At 74.4% G+C, this 1370-nt stretch carries 2 protein-coding genes; one reads left to right on the top strand and one right to left on the bottom strand.

Going from position 1 to position 1370, the window contains the following annotated elements; translation table 11 throughout:
• A partial coding sequence (locus tag ABZU46_RS31775; RefSeq protein WP_354863381.1) for a hypothetical protein occupies positions 1-204 on the bottom strand: 204 nt, incomplete at its 3' end.
• Between ABZU46_RS31775 and ABZU46_RS31770 the strand changes: the two genes are divergently transcribed.
• Positions 182-1243 carry a hypothetical protein gene (locus ABZU46_RS31770; RefSeq protein WP_354863380.1) on the top strand — a complete coding sequence of 354 codons (1062 nt, stop codon included), beginning with the start codon at positions 182-184 and terminating at the stop codon, positions 1241-1243. The genes ABZU46_RS31775 and ABZU46_RS31770 overlap by 23 nt on opposite strands.
• The last annotated feature ends 127 nt before the right edge of the window (positions 1244-1370 follow it).

Genomic DNA, 1370 nt, shown 5'->3' with positions numbered 1-1370 from the left:
CGAGGAGGCCTCGGCGAGCGCCGCCGCGGTGCCCGCTCCGCGTACCTCCCCGGAGTCGGGAGCGGGCCGCGCCGTCGTACCGGTCTCGGACGCCGAGTCGGCCGCCAGCGCGGCGAGCCGCGCGTCGGCGAGCGCCTCGGTGCCGCTGGCCAGCCGGGTGATGCCCCCGGCCGACCAGGCCATGCGGCCGACCAGCGCCGCCACGCCACAACCCCGGGTGTACGGCCGCCCGGCCCGACCCGAGTCGGACAACGAGCCGGAGCAGGCAGCCCCGGAGGCGTTCCAGGCCGACCCGGCTCCCGAGCGTCCGGGCATGCCTGACTGGCAGCAGGACGCCGGCCGCCAGGGCGCGCCCGACTGGCAGCAGGACGCTGGTCGCCCGGCCATGCCCGACTGGCAGCAGGCGCCGGAGCGCCCGGCCGCACCGGACTGGCAGCAGGCGCCGGAGCGCCAGGGCCCGCCGGACTGGCAGAACGGGCCGGATCGGCAGCAGGGCTTCCCCGGTTGGGGCGACGACTCGCCGTCCGAGCCGCAGTTCGACGACCGGGAACGGTCGTCGGCGCCCAACGGGTTCGGCGAGCCCCCCTCGGCCGCTGCCGCGCCGCCGGCGTTCCCACCCGGTGTGCCGTCCTTCGTCGACGCGCCCGGCAACAACCGGCCGGTGAACGGCGTTCGACCGCAGTCCGGCGGTGAGCGCCCAGCCGACCGCTTCGGGGCACCGGCCGCCGGCACCGCCGCGGTGAACGGCGCGCCGGGCTTCGGTGCGCCGGCCATCGAGCAGGCGCCGGGTGGTCAGTTCCCGGCCTTCCCGCCGCCCCAGCAGCCAGGGCCGTCCTGGGGCCAGGAGGCCACCGAATCGGACCAGGGCCGGTTCGACTCGTTCAAGCCGGACGCGGAGGAGCCCAAGGCGGAGCCTCCGGTGCCGAAGGTGCGCAACGGTCGGGTCCTGGCTGCGGTGTTGATCGCCGCCGTGCTGATCCTGGCGGTGCCGCTCGGCCTGCTGATGCTGCTCGGCAAATTCGGCGGTGGGGACGACGCACCGGCCTTCGACCCGGCGGTCGGCACCTGCGTGAAGCAGGCCGGCCAGGGCGCCTCGGCGGTGGACTGCGGCGAGGCGGGCGCGTTCACGATCGTTTCCAAGGTGGACGCGAAGGACAAGTGCGCCGACCCTGCTCAGCCCCACGTGGTGCTGCCCGGCGAGGGCACCAACCGGGTGCTCTGCCTCAAGCCGGCCACCAAGTAGAACGCATCGACGGGGGTGGCCCCGGCCAACGGGGCTCCGCCGGCGTCGTTTCCGCCCGCCTTACCCAACAAAAAAAAGGGCACAAAACCCGTGTGATATAGGAATATCACAACTCTGAAAAACAGTA

The sequence above is a fragment of the Micromonospora sp. NPDC005197 genome (assembly GCF_040608295.1).
GTDB lineage: Bacteria > Actinomycetota > Actinomycetes > Mycobacteriales > Micromonosporaceae > Micromonospora.
The sequence above is the reverse complement of the archived record's forward strand: the minus strand, read 5'-3'. Positions and strand labels throughout refer to the sequence as shown.